Source organism: Aeromonas jandaei (assembly GCF_037890695.1).
In the GTDB taxonomy this organism is placed as follows: domain Bacteria; phylum Pseudomonadota; class Gammaproteobacteria; order Enterobacterales; family Aeromonadaceae; genus Aeromonas; species Aeromonas jandaei.
Window position 1 is genome coordinate 3,955,554 of the sequence record NZ_CP149571.1, and the last position, 15,781, is coordinate 3,971,334.

Below are 15,781 nucleotides of genomic sequence, written 5' to 3' on the forward strand. Positions count from 1 at the left end.
TGGGTTACCGGTCGTTGATGGCTTGGCGAAGCTCATTAGCTTCTTGCTCATCGATGCCATTTCCAGCTAACCAATCAACGAAGAAAAGCGACTGGCCAGGGTGGCTGATAAGGAGACACATCGCCCCATTTGGGCCATATCGGTCAATGTCGAAGCGCACTGACATGTGACCGTCATCACTCTTCATTGATTGCCAGCCTTCTTGGCATGGCTGGTGCTGCGGTTTGGCTGCTAGCGTAAAGGTGTGCCACGCAACGTCGCCAGACTTTACCTCGGCAATAACATTGCTCGGAAGCAGATGATGACCACAAAGTTGCACCCACTCACCATTGCCGCTTATTGCATAGACCATCATTGTGACGCCTCCTCTGTCATGCTAATCACCTCATCCCTGGCTGCGGCGCGCTGCTTTGCGTTATCAGCCAACATCGTCACATGGATGGGGTCGGCGATCATAGCTCCAATCTCGAACAGCACGCCGTCACGGTAAAGACGATATGGCTCAAGAATGATGCGCTCATGGGTAACGGTGGCAGCATAATCATGCTCTTCGTCACTGCCAATCAGTCGCAATCCCACCATGACAGGCGGCAGCTCGTACCACACCTCGCATCCCTCGCGGCCTGAATAGATGGCGTCGCACACCTCTCTTGGTAACGGGTAGTCAGCGATGTAAACAGCCTTCCCCATCTCGTCCTTGCGGTAAATTCTCATTACATCCCCCAGCTGATAGCGACGGCATATTTTATCATGACATCAGCCCGCCAGTCCCCATGTCGTGCAGCTCTGAAACCATCTCGCTGACCGGAGTGGTATCGCTGCCGCCATCCTTCTCCAGCCGATCGGCTTCTGCCGTAAGCTTGCGGGTGGCCGCCTCAATGCGCTTGGTGTCCGCCTCAATCTTGGGTCCGGTCACCGCATCAATGCGCAGTGTGCTAAGGGTGCGCTCGATGGACTCAATCCGCTGGATGTTGCGATCCAGCGCCTGCTCGGCTTTCAGGATCTTGTCATAGAGCGCAATCCGGTCGGTCATCTCGGTGGCGTCCAGCAAGTCCTGCTGCAGGTTCTTCAATGTCTTGGTGACAGAGATAACGCGAGCCCGGGTGAATATCAGCTCGTCCCGCAGCCTCAACTCCTCGGCTTGGTCGAACAGCTCATCGGCCTCGAGGAACTGGGCGTAACCGCCGTGGGTCTTGGCTATCTGCATGCCTGGCTTGATGTTGGCAGGCGGGTTCGGGTTGCCTGAATTACCTACTGACTCTTTGTGCCCAAGAGTAAAGCGGCCGCTGCCATCCCTGCCGCCCCCCATCTTGTTTTTGGGTTCCTGACCTGAATCAGCCGAGGTGTGTGGGGATGAAGATGACCTTTCCCCTCTTCCCTCTCCTCTCTTGGCCTTGCCTTCATTCCCCTTTGGTTGCGCACTTTGCGCAGATTGCGCAGTTTTGCGCACTTCTGATTGCGCAGATTGCGCAGCTGCGCGATATTTTTCAGGTTGTGCTGGGGATTGCCCCCGAGATTTCAAATAGCGACGCGCCGAGTTGTAGTTCAGGCCGCGGCTGTCACACCAGTCTTTTGCACTGATGCCGGTCGCTTCGTGCTCACGCAGGTATTCTGCATTGAGCTGTGCCCAGTCGGTCTTTGCCATTTAGAGAGATAGCTCGCCTTCGACAACGGTGTCGCCGGGTACGGGCTGATGGGTTGCCGGTACCACTACAGAGACGCCGGTATTGAGAACAACCAGGGCATGACTGCCGTCATACTCCTTCACGTGAGTGATCACCCCGGTCACGGTAATGCCATTAACCACTGCATCGCTCCAATGCATCGAGATAGTCCAGTAGGTCGGCTGTTGATTCCCCAGAAAGACAAACCCCGCCGTTATTGGCGGGGCTCCATGTCAGCCTGGGAGTTGGTGGCGGGCAGTTCGCCGGTTGGCTTGGCGCCGTCTGGCAGCTGGCCAGAAGCAGCACCGAAGCGAGCAGCAAAGCGCCCTTGTGGGTCACTATGGTTTTGGTCATAGCTTTCCTGCGCCTCCCTTGCCCGTTCCTGCTTAAGCCAACGGCCCAGAAGGGCCGTTAGAATGTCGAGCAGTTGGAGCAAGCTATTCATGTTATTGCTTCCTGGCTTTGTCGGCCGGCAGGTTCAGGGCCAGCTTGTCCAGGATCTTGGCGAGACCGACCAAGAAGGCATCAACCTTCCCGATAATCTCATCATCTCGGGTGGACGGGGTGACGGCCGCAATCTTGGCCAGACCCTGTACCACCAGTGATGCGCCCCCTACCACGGCCATCAGGATGACAATCCAGTTGATGACCACCTCAACGATGTGTTCCATCGCACTCTCCTCTCTGCGGTTACCGGTTACCCGGCGATATCGGCACGGCTTTCGCCTATGCCTCTGACTTCGAGAACTCGGCGGCAGCCATCACCGGCAACTCACCACCAGGCATCGGCTCACCAGCAGGCCAGCGGTATGCGGTAACCCGGGATCGGGGGAATGCCTTCACATTTACGGCATCAGCCTGATTGCCACCCAGCACCAGCAGATTGCCAGCCTTGTCTTGCCCCACGACGAAACCGACATGGCCGCCACCGTCACGGCTGAACACCACCACGCAGCCGGCCACCGGCTTATCCAGCTTCTCACCCCAAGAGGCATAAGAGCGCGCCCCCTCGAATCGGGTTGACTGAACACCTACCCGCTCCAGGCAGGCTCCCACGAATGCCGCGCACCACGGCGTCTCGTCATCTTGGATGCCGCCACGCTTGATAGCCTTCCACATCGCCACGATTTCAGGGTTGTGCTTCGGCCCCTTGATTTCAGTCAGCCCGATATGTCGGCGGGCCTCTTCTACCCAACGCTGTGCCATTACTCCTTCCCCCCAGTCATCCAGCCGGTTGCCCGGCGCTCGTAAAGCTCCAGGGCCTTCGACCCCATCAGACCAGCCAGGCCAGCCATAAAGCCACACAGCGGCAGCGGTGCGGCGATATACCAGCTCAGCAGCATGGTCAGCATCCCGGCGAAGCCTGACACCACAACCTGCAGCGCCGCCTCCGCCCAGCGGAACTGCCGCCCTTCGCGCTTCACTGTCTGTATGTAGGTCACAAGCCCTCCCCATACGCTCAGCCCGCCAAACGCCAGATAGGCGAGCATGCTGTAGTTCTGTGGATCCTTGTCAGGCGTCATCGCCCCTCCAGAAACGACAAAGCCCGCACGGTGGCGGGCCAGAAATGAAAAAGGCCAGAGTCCCGGGGGAATCTGGCCATCTTTGATAGATACTAACGCTGGGGCGGCTGGGATTCAACCAGCAGCAAACTGCGCATGCCGAATATTAAGACCTGTGCGACTCTTTAACTTCTTTAGTTGCCCAATCCTTTCCCCACCCTGTTGAGCCACACTTGGTGCACACATAGTCACCAGTAGGTGAGCCAGAATAAAACTCTTTCGCAAGATTGGCGTGTTCGCATGGCGATCCATCCCACTTCGCTCTAAGTTCTGCCGCATCTTTCATATCCATATGTATCTCCTTGTTGTGATGGTTATTTGATTTTTCTATACCGCTCAACCTGCTGCAGGAAGTAAGCCTGCATCTCCCCCTTGTAGTTCCCGGCCTCGCTCTCTGCTGGGATCTTGATCTCGGGGTTTCGCTCCTTCCACACTGCATAGGCTGCGGCCTTCTCTACCTCAACCCTCTCCTGCTCTTCTTTTGGCAGTGAGCATAGGTTAAATGACATTTTGCTCACTCCACCGTATCTGTATTTGAACGCTCAGCACGGTTAATGGAAATAGACTGAATGAATTCGTCGTCAACAGCAGTCACATCTTCTGTCAATGCCCACGATACCTCGTGCGCGTAACCACACTCTACACACTCGACAAATTCTTTTTTGGCAGAAACAGACACCCTGGCATCAGACACTGTCTGCTGCTTATTGCATTTGAGGCAATTAAATATCAATGGCTTAATCATTCCGCTAAGGGCGGCATGTGATAATGCTCGGTGGTAATTTTCTGATACATCATTGAAGGCTTTTTTTGAGTAATCGGCAGCGTCATTTCTTGCTCCTTGCATAGAGCTAAACACCGCATCTGCGATGAGTTGTGGCAGTTTATTAGTGGCGCACACTACACACACCGCGAATTCCATACCGCCATCACCACTACAAACCCAGCTGGCGCTGGCTGGTCTATCACCACATACCGTGCAGTGCTTGTCTCTTCCCGTCTCAATCATAATGCCCCCAAAATGCTCGTGCCTATGTTGTGGCACGATTTTGCACTATTGAGGGCGGATGGACAAACTGCTGAGCCACCCCTAATCAAGCTGCCCGCATCTGGCGCACCTGCCGGTTCATGATCTTGGACAGATCTGACGCTTGGTGGATCACCTCATCAACCAGCCGCTCGACGCGCTGGCGCATCTCCAGCCCGAACCGACGCGCGACCATATCGGCATGGGGCACTACTCGCCCGGTACCGTGGCACTTGGGGCACTCGTCACCCTTGCGGGGGCGGATCCCGGTGCCCTTGCAGTGCGGGCAGCGGCCGGATTGCAGCATCTCGGCGACACAGTGGTCGTGGGCTAGAGACAAGATCCCGTTACGCTCAGCCAGCAGGCGCTGATATTCGTGGTCATTACCGGCCCGGTGGGCGCGCTTGGCCTTCTCCATCACCACGGCAGCGCGGCGGCGCTCCTTGTCGTAATGGGGGTGGGAGGATACCAGCCGATCCAGTTGCTCAGGCAGCGGGCGGCGCAGCAGGATAGCCAGCGCCATTCCACCGGCCTCTTCATTACCGGTAGCGTACTCAAAGTGCGCCAGCAGCTCAGAGATGGCGGAGGTATCGAGCAGGTGATCAGCCATCAGGAACTGGAGCCCCTGCTGGTTTGACTTGGCGGCCACCTGCAGGGCCCCGATAATGTCATCACTACCCAAATCGTTGAAGTTTCTTGATGTTTTCTCATATAGCGCCCCTTTGGGTGAGAACAGGCGCAGTGCCATTTCCAGTGAATTACTCATGGATTGGTCCTCTTTTGGTCTTGGTCCTGTTTGAAAGCGGTAAGCAGCCAGGCGCGCAGCTGGCCGGATTGAATGTGCTCTGGCGTGGCCTCGATGACGGTTCACCCGAGAAAACGGGCCTCGTTCATCTTGGCGCGGTCCTCTATGAAACCTTTTCCGCGAGTATGCCGGCCACCGGAGTGGATCCCGCCGTGGATCTCGACGGCGATCATGCGGGTTGGCCAGGCGTAGTCGAGTCTCCATTTGCGCTTGGGGTGAAATACCAGCTCGGTGGCTGGGTCAGGGAAGCCGACCAGCTGGGCCAGCACGCGCTGGTGCAAGGCATCAACCTGCTGCGCCTTCTTGACCTTGTTCACCACAGCCTTGGCTTTCGGGTGCTTGCCGAGCAGGCGACCTGCTTCGATGGCGGAGAGGTAGATCATTCGAGATGCGCCTCCATGAAGCTGGCCTTGGCGTTCTCCAGTTGCCCGATCAGGGAGAAAGGCTGATAGCCGTTCGCCCAGGCACGCGAGCAGGAGTAATCGCTGTTTACCGTCACGATGAGGCAGTTGATGACCTCTCCGCGCTTGGCTCTCTCGAGTATCTGCTCAAGGGTGGAGACGACATTGATGCCGCTCTCCTTGCTCACCTCTGCGAGATTGACAACCTTGTCGCTCATGCCGCCCTCCCGATGGTGTTCTTGCGCATCTCTGCCACTTCCCGGGCTACCTGCTCCAGCAAATCCTCCTCGCTACCGTGCTCCTGCTGCCAGGTGCGCGGAGCAGCGTGGAATCCGGTGGGGTAGCAAGCGCGGTGGTGCCGGGGGCACAGTGGCAGCACTCTGGTGTGCTCGGCACGCTGGGCCATGCCAGACCCAGAGCGCACATGATGGATTTCAGCTGGTGTGGCGCCATACCCGGCATTGCGGCAGGCGATACAGCCAAGCGAGCTCACGTCGTCCAGCCACTTCTTGTCAGCCTTGGTTTTGCTCATGCTGCGTTCACCTCCACACCATGGGCATCAAGCATTTCGCTCAGGCCTTTCACCTTCCAGCGCAGGGATCGCATCTCGCTTTCCTGTCGGTGGAAATCATCGTGATAGCGTGCCAGACGTTGCGCTTTCAGCTCTGCATCACGCAACCGGCGATTCATCACCTCAGGGTCGCCGATCCGGCTCAGTACATGGGCCATCATTTCCAGCTCAAGCTGGTCATTCTTCTGGTGAGCCCAGACGGTTTCGGCTCCTCGCCCATTGTGGCCAAGCAGCATGCCCACATGCCCGGCCATCAACTTCACATGGCCGCGGCTGTTGACCCACAGCAACCCCCAGCCATGCGGCAGGTCGTCCAGGGTAATGATGCCCTCGGGGCACATGTAGTACCGATAGGTTCCCATTCCAAGAACTTTGCCATTGCGGTGCGGCTTCTTGGCATCGACGAGAAAGTCAGAGCGAGATACCTTCACCTCTACGAGGACCGATCCGCCGTTACATCCCCAGCGGTATCCCCATGCGTCAGCGCGCTCTCCGCCATAGAGACCGCCTACCTCAATCATGGCTATTTGGCAGGCCGGCCCCTTGTTGCTCATCGGGCGCTTGAGCCATGAGCAGGCAATCTCAGACAGGCGGGAGTGGGTGAGTTGGTCGCTCATGCAGCCGCCCTCCCGTATGCCGCCACCCAGTCGAAGCCTCGGCGGGATTCATCTCCGAACTTCACGCCCTGCTGGGCGCCGAACGATTGGGCCAGCTCGATGAGATCGCGCATCTCGCGCACGGTCATCTTGGATGTGGACTTGCCCAGCACCACGAACCCGTTGCCGTCGATGTTCGGTACCACGTCCTGCTGGTACAGGGCGGCGGAGAGGACGTGTTTCCAGTCCTCCTTGGAGAGCTTGCGGCCGTGCCAGTTGACCTGCTCGGAGATGTCGGTCATGACCGCCCAAAACAGGGCGTTCTGGGCCAGGCTGCGGGTCATCTCCTTGATTTCGATGATCAGTGGCTTGCCCTGGTCAACCGGCAGGCTTGCGACCAGCTGGCAGGCTCGGGTGCGGATTTCTGGGCTGCGCAGGAAGTGCTTTGGATAGTTGCTCATCCTCACCCCCGCTTGGCTTTGTTGCGGCGCTTGGCTGCGGCACGCTGGCGTTTTGCGGCCCTGTCATTGCGCGGGTTGGGGATGCAGAATGAGCTTGCTGGAGTGAAATCCTGCAAGCGCATCCATGGAGTATTGGCTGACGCTGCAGCCATCACAGCTGCGATGGCGAGTGAGATTCTCATGCTGCCACCGCCTTATCCGCAACGGCTTCCGCAGTGGGGAACGGCGATAGGCTGTAATGCCAAACCTGCTTGCTGTCGATGGTCTGGCAGGTTGAGTGCTTCACCCAGCCATGGCAGCACACTTCGCGCAGGCGGGCGCTGATGGCGGCTTGAGTGTCGGCGTGGCCGAAGCGGTTCCAGCACTCGCGCTCGATGTCGCGCAGGGTGCGGGCTTTTCCGTCGCGCATTATCGCGATGACGCGCCCCAGCTGGGTCGCAACGGATAGATCTCTGGTATTCGATTTTGCGGTCATGGTCGGGTCCTTTTGGTCAAACAGCCGGGTGGTCTAAGTCCGGCATGAACATGTTACGGCGCGATATACCGGTTGTCACTGGTTGGCAAGGCCCTCCCCATCAAAGTTATCCACAGCTCCATTTGCAACACCGCCTCTCAACACCAGTACTGGCGCACCTCTCAGCCGTTCAGCCTCCTCCGCCACTTGCTCAGGCGTCGTGTCGATCACCAGCCAGTGCCCTGCTCCACGCTGGCAATCGGTGTGCCCCAACACGGCGATCTCGTCTGCCACCTCAAGCAGCACCCGCTCCCCGCACCAGCCGCGCACGGGCGGATAGATCACCACCCGGCAAAACTTTGCGGCCTTGACCGCGGCGATCACGTCAGGATTGAACATTGGCCATCCCTCCACGCTTGAACAGGGCCTTGAGGCTTTCCACGCCGCGCTGGCCTGTTTGCTGGTAATACTCCGGGCTGTGCTGGATCTGCTCACGCGTTGGCAGTCCCTTGCGCACCTCCTCCCCAAGATCCTCTCCGGAAACAACCCGGCGCAGCAGCTGGGCGTATGCCTGCTCGAACACAGGGCGGTACGCATCCAGGCTGAGCGTTTGGCGCTCCCAGCTCGTCGCCTTGGCGGCCAGCTCGACGGCTGGATGGGTGTAACGCCGGGTGCGAACCTCGACCAGAGCGGTCTCCAGAGACGGCAGCCCCATTGACTCAGGCGTGATCTCGCACCACTTGATGAACATGCCCGGCCCCGGGAAGAACGGGATCTCCTGAGATCGCGCAACCCGCATCCCCAAGCTCAACTGCTCACGGCTGGTGCAGTTGGCCTCAACCAGCGCAATCGTCCACTCCCGCAGGGCCTGGTCCTGCATCTTCGGCGTGGGGAACGAGCGTTGCCAGGCAGGGAATATCACCTTGAGCTGCTCGAGTAATTTGCTCACGACCAAGGTGTCGCGCTCGGTAACCACGGCGGCAGCTTGGCGTACCGGTGTTGCAGGCAACTCGCTCGGCATATCTGCCAGCACTTCGCTTAACGGTTTCATAGCCATCAGAACCCCTCCTGAATCAACTGGTTGAGCTTGTCGGCGTTCATGGTCTTAGTCAGATCCCACTCATCGCCACGCACTGGCTGGCGCACCACCCCTGCGCGCTTGGCAGTGAGCTTGTCCCACTGCTTGCGCAGGGTCTTTGGGCACAGCACGTTGGCAGACCAGAACGGGTCTAGGTTGGCCCATTTGAACAGCGAGCAGATATCGTGGTGGGTGTACCCCAGCTGGGTTCGCATCAGGCGGATATCGTTCGCCCACTGCGCCCAGTTGGGGGCCTTGGCCGTTGGGTTAACCACAAGCACCCTGCCGTGGATGTATTCAGCGCAGGTCAGATCATCCTGAGTGCCCCAGAATTTTCCGCTCTTGGTCTGGATGGCAGCATCTGGACGGATCTTCTCGACAGTGGCAGAAACCGATTCAACAGCTCCGGCGTCGGGGAGCGCGTCAGCGTTCTTCGACGAAGAGGTTTTTATATTGTCTTGGGTAAGACTGTCTTGGGTGTTGGGTGTTTTCACCTGATTTGAAATGTCAAAACGCCCACTATTTTGGGTGGAATTACCCGGTTTTTTGGTGAAATTGCCAATACCCTTTTGGGTCTTTTCTCTGGCGTATACCCACTCACTGATTACCTTGTTTACGCCTACAATTTTCATATGGCCGAGCTTCTCAAGAGTGATAATGCGACGTCTAGCCAACACCAGAAGAGCCTTATTTACATCTGACGGGTCCATGTCGCACAGGTCTGCCAAATAGGTGTTTGTGAGGCGGTCGCGCTTCTTGTTCCAGCCATAGGTTGAGTAGATCACCGCATCAAGGACATTGAGCTCTCTACCTGCCATGCGCAGCTTGCACTTGGCCTTCTGGATCTCATTCGCCGTGCGGGTATACCCATCATCAAGGTCAGCCACACGAACCTCCTTCTGGGGTGATTGCGGGGCACTAGGCCCCGGGAATTGGATAACGGTGTTCATGCAGCCTCCTCATCTACAGCCGGGATGCCGATATCGGACAGGTGTTGGTCTATACGCTGGCCAATGAAGGCCATGCACGGAACCGCCATGGAGTTGCCGATCGCCTTGTATCTCGGTTCGTCAGCTGCTGGCTTGCCGCGATATGGCACGTCAGTGTGGCCATAAGGGAATCCCTGCAGCCGCTCGCACTCTACTGGAGTAAGGCGGCGAACTGCCATGTGATGAGACACTGCAATCCCCTGCGCAGTATCCAAGGTGTGAGTAACCTCTTCCTGAATTCCCCACCCATTGCTGCTGGTGTTTGCTGTGCGAATTCCGTAAGCAATCGCAGGGGTAGCACCTGCATTGGCATGGCTATCGTCTTCGCTACTGCCTGCTGGTACCAGCCCAGCCCCTCTCTGGCTAAACAGCTCCTGATTACTGGCACCTATCCCTCCAGTATTGTGCGATTGGCTCAGGGTTGGGGGTGCGTATCCGTCTCCATCCCAGTGAGAACCGACCTTAAAGCTTGCGCTAGCAGTGGCGGTAGCGTTTTCCCCCGCTTCTCTGCTCGGCGCAGAATCCCGGCGCATGCCTTCGCACTCAAAAAGAACTTTTGCGGGATCGAACCCTTCTCGAGCACTTGCGACAACGAACACACGGCGGCGGCGTTGGGCCACTCCGAAATATTGGGCATCGAGGATCCGCCACGCGATTGCTCTTTGGGGGCCAAGCACACAACCAGCGTTTTCCCATTTCTTCCCTGGTGGGACGAGCTCGCAATCTTCCCCGGCAAGGAAGCCAAGGAATGCGCCAAAAGCGTTGTCTTTGGACGAGAGGACGCCTGGGACGTTTTCCCAGACGGTGATGCAGGGAACAGCTCCAGCTGCTGCTCGTTTTTGATCAATGGCATTGGCAAGCTCCACGTACTTGATAGTCAGAAAACCACGGTCATCAGCCAGCCCCTCGCGGGCACCGGCAACGGAAAACGCCTGACATGGCGTTCCGCCGACAAGGATTTCTGGCGCCGCGACATCCCCCTTGAGGACGGCGGTAGCAATTTTGGTCATATCGCCAAGGTTGGTGACGTTCGGCCAATGGTGCGCCAGCACCGCGCTCGGGAATGGATCAATCTCGGCGAACCACGCAGGGTCCAACCAAGAGTCTCCCAAGCCAGCGAGGTGGCCTCGACGCCGCTGCAAACGCTGCCGTAGATCATGCTGCCTCCACCTGCGCATCTGCGCACATCTCAGGCAGGTTTGCTCGCACCAGAGCCGCAGCAAGTGGCGGGCACACTGCATTGCCGCAGCGGGCCACCTGCGCTGTTTTGGTGAACTTCTTGCCGTTGGCGTCGTGGTCGATCACGTAGTCGGCAGGGAAACCCTGTGCAGCGAACAGCTCATGGGGTTCCAGCATCCGCATACCGATATCGATGATCTGGTAATCCTCTCCGCGCACGGTTACCAGACCGAAGCGGTCCCGGGTGGTCACGGTATGCAGTGGCTCAGAACATGGGATGGTCGAGTCGTTGCCGTAATACTTGAGCAGGAAAGCCCGCACCTCTCCGACGTGCAGCCCGCCGGCAGTTACGGTAGGCATTGGTTCGGTCACTGGCTGGCCGTGCTGGCATGTGCCGCGCAGTTTTACCAGGTGGCTGGTGACCAGCGCATTGTGGTCAACGGTGGTCACAGTCGGCAGCGGCTGGGTCAGCTCTGCACCGACAACGCCGGTGTAATGCTTGGCCAGAAAGGCGGTGACCAGCTGGCTCTTGTCGGCCTTTGCCATTACCGTCCCCAGCGGCTCCTCCACTGATTGGCCTACAGATCGACCGAACTGGCGGGAGATAACCGGAGAAACCAGCGCAAAGTGACCCCCTTTGACTTGGGCGCAGATGGTACGCAGGGGCTCATCAGCCGGCATGTTGCGCTGATGGCTGGCGTTGGCGTGCTCCGTGATGAAGGGCGCGAAAGCAGACTTGCCATCTATCGGAACAATAAATGGCTGCTCAGCGTTGATAACGAACCGATCCAGGCCCTTGGCAATCCGGCGTAGGGTATTCTCTGCCAACGGCCGCTTACGCTCGAAAATGGATGGGCAGGGGATAGACCAGTCGATCACATCGGCAGCGGTTGGCCACGGCAGTAGCTTGCCAGCTTTCACTTCGGCACTGGCGGGATCGCCATGGGTCGGCTTTGGCCACGCGATGGGGGCACCATCCCGACGGGCAATCAAAAACAGGCGCTTGCGAATGGTTGGGGTGCCGTAGTCGCAGGCGCGCAGCTCCCGCCATTCCACCTTATAGCCTTGGCGGCGCAGGGCGTTGATGAAGCTGTTGAAGGTGCGCCCCTTCTTGGCCGGGTCAGGGCGGGCGTTGCCCTCAGAGTCGATCAGCAGCGGCCCCCATGTCTGAAACTCCTCGACGTTTTCCAGCATGATCACCCGTGGGCGAACAGTCGCAGCCCAGCGCAGGGTGACCCACGCCAAGCCCCGGATCTTCTTGCTTACCGGTGTAGAGCCCTTGGCCTTGGAGAAGTGCTTGCAGTCAGGTGACAGCCAGACCAGCCCGACAGGTCGGCCAGCAACAACGTCGCGCGGCACGATATCCCACACTGACTCGCAATAGTGCTCTGTGGTCGGGTGGTTGACGGTGTGCATGGAGATCGCGTCTGGGTCGTGGTTGATGGCGATCTCAGGGCTGCGGCCCAGGGCCATCTCGATACCTGTGCTGGCCCCGCCACCGCCAGCGAAGTTGTCCACCACGATCTCGTCGAACAGGTTGAAGGTGTTGCGGCATACCGCAGCGACTGGCGACTTACGCATTGACCACCTCCTGCTCGGTGTAGTAACACCAAGAGCATTCAAATGAGCGGTCATCGGTACCGGTACGCAGTTCGCTGCCGCAGCGCGGGCAGTGGCACAGATCGGAAGTGGAAAAATAGGAGGCCCCCAGGGCCTTGGGTTCAATAGTCATGGTCTTGGTCCTGTAAGCCCGGTGGTTAGGCGGGCTTGTTTGCTACTGGTTAGGCGCTTGGCTGCTTCTCGGCGCGCTCGATCTTGCGGGCCATCAGCTCGCGGGAGAGCCGGAGGGCTGTTTTATCGGTGCCGGCAGCGTGCGCGGTCGGGATCAGCGCAGTGTCCAGCTCGAGCGACAGCTCGTGGATCACAGCTTTCAGGATGATGTTTTCCCGATCAGTGACGGGCTTGGCTTCCGGGCGAGGCGGTCTTGCTTGGATAGTCATGGTGGTTATCTCCCTAAAACGAAGTTGATCAGGCCAATGAGCTTCTGCACCGGCTTCTTGGGGCGCTCCTCGTCGTATGCAGCCTCGTCGGCAGCGGTGAACGTGAGCAGGCCGCGCTCTGGCAGGCCATCCCCTTTCAGGATTTCATCGACTGTAACGGGCGGGTAACCCTGCTCGATGAGGCTCCGGTTGGCTCGTTTCACGGCTCTCGCCAGGATCTGCGGCTCGTGCTTCGATATGGAGTTAAGTAGCATCAGCAGCGAGGTACGGGCAAATGCGGTTTCAGTCATGCCGACTTCGGCGCCGACTTCTTGCCACACTTGGCGGTGGCCGACAGTGCCGCGCACCCGTAGCGGGGAGCAGGTGTCGAGTTTTTCGTGATCTGGAAGCGATACTCTTCCCATTGTGTTGGTCCTCTGGTGGTTATGTGACAGGCCGGTGGTTAGGCGGCCTGCAGGGTTGGCTGGTCCTGATTGCTTTTAAGCTGGTAATCCTCAATGCCGATAGGGATCTCGCCATTGCTTGCCACGACGAAGCTGATGGCGTGCTGAGCAGGGACGATATCGCCCCACTTCACAGCGGCGCTGCGAGATACACCTATCGCCTTCATGGCGCGGGCCATATTGCCGAAATGATTGATGACATCACTTTTTTTCATTGGTCTAGGCCCTTGTTCTCATAAGTGGTGAGGTTTCATGTTAGTTCCTAATTATGAACAAATCAACGATCAACATAGTGATCGAGAAATGAGACAGAATGGCCATGTGTTTAGTTATAAGAACGGAAAAGACATGACCTCGTTTAGAGATCGGCTGAAATACATGATGAGTGAGCGCGGATTCAGTCAGGCTGACCTTGTGCGCAAGTCAGGGGTTAGCAAGGCCGCGGTATCAATTATCTTGTCTGACCCGCTGAAAGACCTGCGGGTAAGTAGCCTGCTCTCTATCGCAAAGGCTCTTGGCTGTGACCCGCTATGGCTCTACACAGGCAAAGAGAGCGGAACTTACGTATCAGATACCAACCTCGGTAAGGTTCCGGTATGGGAAATGGCTGAGATGGCCAAACACCCCACTGACGCCCTGTCTACGCTCGACAGCGGCAGGAGCATTTTCAGTGAGGCCAATGGCCACCTGATAGGGGTTGTTGCTGATGACGATAACCTATCCAATACCGGTATCAGAGCTGGCGACATCTGCGTTATTGACCTCGCTGATCGCGAGCCGCGTCATAACGACATCGTTCTGGTTAGGCTATCAAGCAACAAGCAGGAAAGGCTGCTCAAGGCTCTGGATGGCCTGTCCGGAATCACCCTGGTAACCGATGACCCCCGCCTTGGAGTGGTACCAATCAAGGACGCGCTGGTGTACGGCCGCATGATCGAACTGCGCCGAGACGTGAAAGAGTAACCACCATAGCCACATCAAGCCCGCTTCATGCGGGCTTTTTTGTGTCCGCGGTTCGGAGCGGAATCCCTTCACGAAAAAAAGATTCACAATAATGAACAAAACATCTTGACGCCTTAGTTCACCAATATTAACCTTTGCCTTGTTCGGTAACGTAATCAGCCGAACCAAGACCGGTAACAGCAAGGGGCAGCGTGGAAGGCGGCCAATCGTGGTGAAGGTCTTGGGAAACAAACCTCCCGCTCTGGCGGAGTAAAAGGCCAGAACACAACTGGGATTGCATTGCGGCAAAAGCCTTGCAGATGGAGCTGGCAGTCAGCGCTATTCACGCTGATACACACGGGGATGACGACCTCTGGTCTAGCCGGCGCAGTGCAATCCGCAGTTGTGGTGAATGGACGGTCTTTGCGCCAGTCGGTATTCGCAGGGATACCCCTCAGACCAAGTCCGGTGTCAGACCCGGACACCACAACAAACCGGCCGAGCTACAGCATTTAACTGGACGCTAGCGGTCGCCGGATCAGGTAACCGGCACCACATCCGCCTTTAGCGCAGTCTGGTAGCGCATCTGGTTTGGGACCAGAGGGTCGCAGGTTCAAGTCCTGCAAGGCGGACCAAATTAGACACCCAGCAATCAGGACGACCAGAAGTAAAGCGCCTGACCAGCGCGTAAGAACGACAAAGCCCGCACGAGGCGGGCTTTGAAGTGACCGGGTACCACCCGGTCATAGAATGCCGGGGGACCAACCCCAGCAATCAGGACCTCGACCAGCCAAAGCCAGTGAGTATCAGCGAGGACCAACTCGCCAACAGGAGTAAATGTACCATGACCAAGAGCATTTTATCCAGAGCCGCGAAAAGCGCAGACCAGATCATCGCCACTATCGCTGACCACGTAAGCGGCAACAAAGCTCGCAGAGCACGCCTCCACCGCCGCGTCAGCGAAATCGCAGACGACATCCGCCGCCAGAAGTTGGCAGAAAAGCGCGCCATCGCCAACAAGCACCTTGGCCGTATCCCACAAGGCCACCGCCTGATGCTGATCCTGACAGCACAGAACCACAGTAACGCCGTCTGACCCGGGTCTGGCGCTTCCCTCATAGCGCCGTAGCCAAAGCCTCTTTTTCAAGCACCGCAAGGATGCTTTGGCTTCGCTCACGCCAAATTCGGCTGAGCTCGCTCTTTAACAGTCTGGAACCGGCTCACAACCACGAATCCCGATGCCGGTAGGGATGCGCCGATAACCCGTCAATTCGGAAAGCGGTGCGTGAAAGTGAACGGATCCCGGCTTGCGAGCCGGTATCCCAAGGCGGCTCCGGTGGAGCTGGCAACACCATAGCGTCGAAGCTGTGGCCGCCTTCGGATAACCAAGAGGACCACGACCATGAAACACCTGACCGAGGCCCAGGTAATGGGCTTTCGCGGCTCCATGCCGCCCCGCACTGAACACCGCTACAGCGTGAACGTCGAACCAAGCGCAGCAGAACGCCGCAGCGCCCACGAACGCACCGCCACCCGCCGCGCCATCGAGGAGTATCACGAGAAGCGCGCCCTGCGGCATGAGCTCGAACTGTAGTCATGAAAGTTTGAC

Annotated in this window: 30 protein-coding genes, 1 tRNA gene and 1 pseudogene; 4 read left to right on the top strand and 28 right to left on the bottom strand. The window is 58.0% G+C overall.

What is annotated here, in order from left to right; all coding sequences use genetic code 11:
• Window positions 1-4: 4 nt before the first annotated feature.
• The 28 genes and pseudogenes from WE862_RS18415 to WE862_RS18550 form a co-directional block, all read right to left on the bottom strand.
• Complete coding sequence (locus WE862_RS18415) at window positions 5-355, bottom strand: hypothetical protein (protein WP_042031429.1); 351 nt, start codon at window positions 353-355, stop codon at window positions 5-7.
• Entirely contained in the window at window positions 352-714 is a 363-nt protein-coding gene (locus WE862_RS18420) for a hypothetical protein (RefSeq protein WP_042031431.1), read from the bottom strand. Before WE862_RS18420 ends, WE862_RS18415 begins: the two co-directional genes overlap by 4 nt.
• Window positions 715-748: 34 nt before the next feature.
• Complete coding sequence (locus tag WE862_RS18425; RefSeq protein WP_225628360.1) at window positions 749-1,309, bottom strand: hypothetical protein; 561 nt, start codon at window positions 1,307-1,309, stop codon at window positions 749-751.
• Window positions 1,310-1,645: 336 nt separating this feature from the next.
• Window positions 1,646-1,825 carry a hypothetical protein gene (locus WE862_RS18430; RefSeq protein ID WP_225628359.1) on the bottom strand — a complete coding sequence of 60 codons (180 nt, stop codon included), beginning with the start codon at window positions 1,823-1,825 and terminating at the stop codon, window positions 1,646-1,648.
• Between the two features lie 53 nt (window positions 1,826-1,878).
• A complete protein-coding gene (locus tag WE862_RS18435) occupies window positions 1,879-2,109 on the bottom strand; it encodes a hypothetical protein (RefSeq protein ID WP_042031434.1) in 231 nt (76 codons plus the stop codon).
• Between the two features lies 1 nt (window position 2,110).
• Complete coding sequence (locus WE862_RS18440) at window positions 2,111-2,335, bottom strand: hypothetical protein (RefSeq protein ID WP_042031435.1); 225 nt, start codon at window positions 2,333-2,335, stop codon at window positions 2,111-2,113.
• Between the two features lie 55 nt (window positions 2,336-2,390).
• A complete protein-coding gene (locus WE862_RS18445; RefSeq protein WP_042031436.1) occupies window positions 2,391-2,870 on the bottom strand; it encodes a TIGR02594 family protein in 480 nt (159 codons plus the stop codon).
• On the bottom strand, window positions 2,870-3,187 hold the full coding sequence (locus tag WE862_RS18450) for a phage holin family protein (RefSeq protein WP_042031437.1): 318 nt from the start codon (window positions 3,185-3,187) through the stop codon (window positions 2,870-2,872). The genes WE862_RS18445 and WE862_RS18450 overlap by 1 nt, the downstream gene beginning before the upstream one ends.
• 145 nt (window positions 3,188-3,332) lie before the next feature.
• The gene (locus tag WE862_RS18455) at window positions 3,333-3,518 is read right to left on the bottom strand and encodes a hypothetical protein (RefSeq protein WP_156128726.1); all 186 of its coding nucleotides are present in this window, start codon (window positions 3,516-3,518) and stop codon (window positions 3,333-3,335) included.
• Window positions 3,519-3,540: 22 nt separating this feature from the next.
• Complete coding sequence (locus WE862_RS18460; RefSeq protein WP_042031438.1) at window positions 3,541-3,735, bottom strand: DUF3283 family protein; 195 nt, start codon at window positions 3,733-3,735, stop codon at window positions 3,541-3,543.
• A 5-nt stretch (window positions 3,736-3,740) separates the two neighbouring features.
• A complete protein-coding gene (locus WE862_RS18465; protein WP_156128727.1) occupies window positions 3,741-4,235 on the bottom strand; it encodes a hypothetical protein in 495 nt (164 codons plus the stop codon).
• Window positions 4,236-4,320: 85 nt separating this feature from the next.
• Window positions 4,321-5,019, bottom strand: a complete 699-nt coding sequence (locus tag WE862_RS18470; protein WP_339058657.1) for a TIGR02642 family protein — start codon at window positions 5,017-5,019, stop codon at window positions 4,321-4,323.
• Window positions 5,020-5,120: 101 nt separating this feature from the next.
• Window positions 5,121-5,441, bottom strand: a complete 321-nt coding sequence (locus WE862_RS18475) for a hypothetical protein (protein ID WP_339058658.1) — start codon at window positions 5,439-5,441, stop codon at window positions 5,121-5,123.
• Window positions 5,438-5,677 (bottom strand): hypothetical protein, encoded by a 240-nt coding sequence (locus WE862_RS18480; protein ID WP_042031442.1) that lies wholly within the window; start codon window positions 5,675-5,677, stop codon window positions 5,438-5,440. Before WE862_RS18480 ends, WE862_RS18475 begins: the two co-directional genes overlap by 4 nt.
• Window positions 5,674-5,991: a Ref family recombination enhancement nuclease gene (locus tag WE862_RS18485; RefSeq protein WP_042031443.1), complete on the bottom strand. Its 318-nt coding sequence runs from the start codon at window positions 5,989-5,991 to the stop codon at window positions 5,674-5,676. The genes WE862_RS18480 and WE862_RS18485 overlap by 4 nt, the downstream gene beginning before the upstream one ends.
• Window positions 5,988-6,647 (bottom strand): hypothetical protein, encoded by a 660-nt coding sequence (locus WE862_RS18490; RefSeq protein ID WP_042031444.1) that lies wholly within the window; start codon window positions 6,645-6,647, stop codon window positions 5,988-5,990. The genes WE862_RS18485 and WE862_RS18490 overlap by 4 nt, the downstream gene beginning before the upstream one ends.
• Window positions 6,644-7,087, bottom strand: coding sequence for a recombination protein NinB (locus WE862_RS18495; protein ID WP_042031445.1), 444 nt, complete (start codon window positions 7,085-7,087; stop codon window positions 6,644-6,646). The genes WE862_RS18490 and WE862_RS18495 overlap by 4 nt, the downstream gene beginning before the upstream one ends.
• A gap of 2 nt (window positions 7,088-7,089) precedes the next feature.
• Complete coding sequence (locus tag WE862_RS18500) at window positions 7,090-7,269, bottom strand: hypothetical protein (protein WP_156128728.1); 180 nt, start codon at window positions 7,267-7,269, stop codon at window positions 7,090-7,092.
• Window positions 7,266-7,562 (bottom strand): hypothetical protein, encoded by a 297-nt coding sequence (locus WE862_RS18505; RefSeq protein ID WP_042031446.1) that lies wholly within the window; start codon window positions 7,560-7,562, stop codon window positions 7,266-7,268. The genes WE862_RS18500 and WE862_RS18505 overlap by 4 nt, the downstream gene beginning before the upstream one ends.
• Before the next feature lie 75 nt (window positions 7,563-7,637).
• Window positions 7,638-7,940: a hypothetical protein gene (locus WE862_RS18510; RefSeq protein WP_042031447.1), complete on the bottom strand. Its 303-nt coding sequence runs from the start codon at window positions 7,938-7,940 to the stop codon at window positions 7,638-7,640.
• Complete coding sequence (locus WE862_RS18515; protein WP_042031449.1) at window positions 7,927-8,598, bottom strand: replication protein P; 672 nt, start codon at window positions 8,596-8,598, stop codon at window positions 7,927-7,929. The genes WE862_RS18510 and WE862_RS18515 overlap by 14 nt, the downstream gene beginning before the upstream one ends.
• On the bottom strand, window positions 8,598-9,569 hold the full coding sequence (locus WE862_RS18520) for a replication protein (RefSeq protein ID WP_052448115.1): 972 nt from the start codon (window positions 9,567-9,569) through the stop codon (window positions 8,598-8,600). Before WE862_RS18520 ends, WE862_RS18515 begins: the two co-directional genes overlap by 1 nt.
• A pseudogene (locus tag WE862_RS18525) lies at window positions 9,566-10,767 on the bottom strand (DNA cytosine methyltransferase). The gene WE862_RS18520 and the pseudogene WE862_RS18525 overlap by 4 nt, the downstream one beginning before the upstream one ends.
• Window positions 10,764-12,368, bottom strand: a complete 1,605-nt coding sequence (locus tag WE862_RS18530) for a DNA cytosine methyltransferase (protein ID WP_198493483.1) — start codon at window positions 12,366-12,368, stop codon at window positions 10,764-10,766. The pseudogene WE862_RS18525 and the gene WE862_RS18530 overlap by 4 nt, the downstream one beginning before the upstream one ends.
• Entirely contained in the window at window positions 12,361-12,519 is a 159-nt protein-coding gene (locus WE862_RS18535) for a hypothetical protein (protein ID WP_167335502.1), read from the bottom strand. Before WE862_RS18535 ends, WE862_RS18530 begins: the two co-directional genes overlap by 8 nt.
• A 49-nt stretch (window positions 12,520-12,568) precedes the next feature.
• Window positions 12,569-12,787, bottom strand: a complete 219-nt coding sequence (locus tag WE862_RS18540) for a hypothetical protein (protein ID WP_042031454.1) — start codon at window positions 12,785-12,787, stop codon at window positions 12,569-12,571.
• A gap of 5 nt (window positions 12,788-12,792) precedes the next feature.
• Window positions 12,793-13,191, bottom strand: a complete 399-nt coding sequence (locus WE862_RS18545; protein ID WP_042031455.1) for a hypothetical protein — start codon at window positions 13,189-13,191, stop codon at window positions 12,793-12,795.
• Window positions 13,192-13,229: 38 nt separating this feature from the next.
• Window positions 13,230-13,445 carry a Cro/CI family transcriptional regulator gene (locus WE862_RS18550; RefSeq protein WP_042031456.1) on the bottom strand — a complete coding sequence of 72 codons (216 nt, stop codon included), beginning with the start codon at window positions 13,443-13,445 and terminating at the stop codon, window positions 13,230-13,232.
• Between the two features lie 37 nt (window positions 13,446-13,482).
• On the opposite strand from WE862_RS18550, the gene WE862_RS18555 reads away from it, so the two are divergent.
• From WE862_RS18555 to WE862_RS18570, 4 genes are all read left to right on the top strand, one after another.
• Window positions 13,483-14,193, top strand: a complete 711-nt coding sequence (locus WE862_RS18555) for a helix-turn-helix domain-containing protein (protein WP_225628355.1) — start codon at window positions 13,483-13,485, stop codon at window positions 14,191-14,193.
• A gap of 537 nt (window positions 14,194-14,730) precedes the next feature.
• Window positions 14,731-14,807 (top strand) — tRNA-Pro (locus tag WE862_RS18560).
• 209 nt (window positions 14,808-15,016) lie between these two features.
• Window positions 15,017-15,268, top strand: a complete 252-nt coding sequence (locus WE862_RS18565; protein ID WP_042031457.1) for a hypothetical protein — start codon at window positions 15,017-15,019, stop codon at window positions 15,266-15,268.
• A 306-nt stretch (window positions 15,269-15,574) separates the two neighbouring features.
• Window positions 15,575-15,766, top strand: coding sequence for a PA3496 family putative envelope integrity protein (locus tag WE862_RS18570; RefSeq protein WP_042031458.1), 192 nt, complete (start codon window positions 15,575-15,577; stop codon window positions 15,764-15,766).
• Window positions 15,767-15,781 lie beyond the last annotated feature (15 nt).

What these genes read in the sequence shown, in the direction of transcription:
- WE862_RS18475 (WP_339058658.1), bottom strand. Translation starts at nt 5,441, where the DNA reads ATGATCTACCTCTCCGCCATCGAAGCAGGTCGCCTGCTCGGCAAGCAC.
- WE862_RS18435 (WP_042031434.1), bottom strand. Translation starts at nt 2,109, where the DNA reads ATGAATAGCTTGCTCCAACTGCTCGACATTCTAACGGCCCTTCTGGGC.
- WE862_RS18535 (WP_167335502.1), bottom strand. Translation starts at nt 12,519, where the DNA reads ATGACTATTGAACCCAAGGCCCTGGGGGCCTCCTATTTTTCCACTTCC.
- WE862_RS18480 (WP_042031442.1), bottom strand. Translation starts at nt 5,677, where the DNA reads ATGAGCGACAAGGTTGTCAATCTCGCAGAGGTGAGCAAGGAGAGCGGC.
- WE862_RS18565 (WP_042031457.1), top strand. Translation starts at nt 15,017, where the DNA reads ATGACCAAGAGCATTTTATCCAGAGCCGCGAAAAGCGCAGACCAGATC.
- WE862_RS18460 (WP_042031438.1), bottom strand. Translation starts at nt 3,735, where the DNA reads ATGTCATTTAACCTATGCTCACTGCCAAAAGAAGAGCAGGAGAGGGTT.
- WE862_RS18555 (WP_225628355.1), top strand. Translation starts at nt 13,483, where the DNA reads ATGTTAGTTCCTAATTATGAACAAATCAACGATCAACATAGTGATCGA.
- WE862_RS18545 (WP_042031455.1), bottom strand. Translation starts at nt 13,191, where the DNA reads ATGGGAAGAGTATCGCTTCCAGATCACGAAAAACTCGACACCTGCTCC.
- WE862_RS18470 (WP_339058657.1), bottom strand. Translation starts at nt 5,019, where the DNA reads ATGAGTAATTCACTGGAAATGGCACTGCGCCTGTTCTCACCCAAAGGG.
- WE862_RS18425 (WP_225628360.1), bottom strand. Translation starts at nt 1,309, where the DNA reads ATGGGGGGCGGCAGGGATGGCAGCGGCCGCTTTACTCTTGGGCACAAA.
- WE862_RS18510 (WP_042031447.1), bottom strand. Translation starts at nt 7,940, where the DNA reads ATGTTCAATCCTGACGTGATCGCCGCGGTCAAGGCCGCAAAGTTTTGC.
- WE862_RS18455 (WP_156128726.1), bottom strand. Translation starts at nt 3,518, where the DNA reads ATGGATATGAAAGATGCGGCAGAACTTAGAGCGAAGTGGGATGGATCG.
- WE862_RS18495 (WP_042031445.1), bottom strand. Translation starts at nt 7,087, where the DNA reads ATGAGCAACTATCCAAAGCACTTCCTGCGCAGCCCAGAAATCCGCACC.
- WE862_RS18450 (WP_042031437.1), bottom strand. Translation starts at nt 3,187, where the DNA reads ATGACGCCTGACAAGGATCCACAGAACTACAGCATGCTCGCCTATCTG.
- WE862_RS18420 (WP_042031431.1), bottom strand. Translation starts at nt 714, where the DNA reads ATGAGAATTTACCGCAAGGACGAGATGGGGAAGGCTGTTTACATCGCT.
- WE862_RS18570 (WP_042031458.1), top strand. Translation starts at nt 15,575, where the DNA reads ATGAAACACCTGACCGAGGCCCAGGTAATGGGCTTTCGCGGCTCCATG.
- WE862_RS18465 (WP_156128727.1), bottom strand. Translation starts at nt 4,235, where the DNA reads ATGATTGAGACGGGAAGAGACAAGCACTGCACGGTATGTGGTGATAGA.
- WE862_RS18550 (WP_042031456.1), bottom strand. Translation starts at nt 13,445, where the DNA reads ATGAAAAAAAGTGATGTCATCAATCATTTCGGCAATATGGCCCGCGCC.
- WE862_RS18540 (WP_042031454.1), bottom strand. Translation starts at nt 12,787, where the DNA reads ATGACTATCCAAGCAAGACCGCCTCGCCCGGAAGCCAAGCCCGTCACT.
- WE862_RS18515 (WP_042031449.1), bottom strand. Translation starts at nt 8,598, where the DNA reads ATGGCTATGAAACCGTTAAGCGAAGTGCTGGCAGATATGCCGAGCGAG.
- WE862_RS18415 (WP_042031429.1), bottom strand. Translation starts at nt 355, where the DNA reads ATGATGGTCTATGCAATAAGCGGCAATGGTGAGTGGGTGCAACTTTGT.
- WE862_RS18430 (WP_225628359.1), bottom strand. Translation starts at nt 1,825, where the DNA reads ATGCATTGGAGCGATGCAGTGGTTAATGGCATTACCGTGACCGGGGTG.
- WE862_RS18530 (WP_198493483.1), bottom strand. Translation starts at nt 12,368, where the DNA reads ATGCGTAAGTCGCCAGTCGCTGCGGTATGCCGCAACACCTTCAACCTG.
- WE862_RS18485 (WP_042031443.1), bottom strand. Translation starts at nt 5,991, where the DNA reads ATGAGCAAAACCAAGGCTGACAAGAAGTGGCTGGACGACGTGAGCTCG.
- WE862_RS18505 (WP_042031446.1), bottom strand. Translation starts at nt 7,562, where the DNA reads ATGACCGCAAAATCGAATACCAGAGATCTATCCGTTGCGACCCAGCTG.
- WE862_RS18445 (WP_042031436.1), bottom strand. Translation starts at nt 2,870, where the DNA reads ATGGCACAGCGTTGGGTAGAAGAGGCCCGCCGACATATCGGGCTGACT.
- WE862_RS18520 (WP_052448115.1), bottom strand. Translation starts at nt 9,569, where the DNA reads ATGAACACCGTTATCCAATTCCCGGGGCCTAGTGCCCCGCAATCACCC.
- WE862_RS18490 (WP_042031444.1), bottom strand. Translation starts at nt 6,647, where the DNA reads ATGAGCGACCAACTCACCCACTCCCGCCTGTCTGAGATTGCCTGCTCA.
- WE862_RS18500 (WP_156128728.1), bottom strand. Translation starts at nt 7,269, where the DNA reads ATGAGAATCTCACTCGCCATCGCAGCTGTGATGGCTGCAGCGTCAGCC.
- WE862_RS18440 (WP_042031435.1), bottom strand. Translation starts at nt 2,335, where the DNA reads ATGGAACACATCGTTGAGGTGGTCATCAACTGGATTGTCATCCTGATG.